We start from the raw sequence: 369 nt of genomic DNA on the forward strand, positions 1-369 counted from the left end.
TTGGCCGCCAGGTGCAGGGCGACCAGCGAGGACGAGCACGCCGTGTCGATGCTCACCGCCGGGCCCTCCAGCCCGAGCGCGTACGCGACCCGGCCGGAGGCGATGCTGCTGGCGCTGCCGTAGCCGACGTAGCCCTCGACCTCCTCCGGGACGCGGTCGAGCCGCGAGCCGTAGTCGTTGTCGATGACGCCCGCGAAGATCCCGGTCCGGCTGCCGCGCAGCGAGGTCGGGTCGATGCCGGCCCGTTCGACCGCCTCCCAGGAGGCCTCCAGCAGCAGGCGCTGCTGCGGGTCCATGGCCAGCGCCTCGCGCGGGGAGATCCCGAAGAACTCGGCGTCGAACTCGGCGACGCCGGACAGGAATCCGCCG

At 73.4% G+C, this 369-nt stretch carries 1 protein-coding gene; it reads right to left on the reverse strand.

Going from position 1 to position 369, the window contains the following annotated elements; all coding sequences use genetic code 11:
- Positions 1–369 (reverse strand): beta-ketoacyl synthase N-terminal-like domain-containing protein (locus VM95_RS38145; RefSeq protein WP_045706301.1); only part of this gene is annotated, 369 nt, incomplete at both ends.

Source organism: Streptomyces rubellomurinus, assembly GCF_000961885.1.
Classification (GTDB): Bacteria; Actinomycetota; Actinomycetes; order Streptomycetales; family Streptomycetaceae; genus Kitasatospora; species Kitasatospora rubellomurina.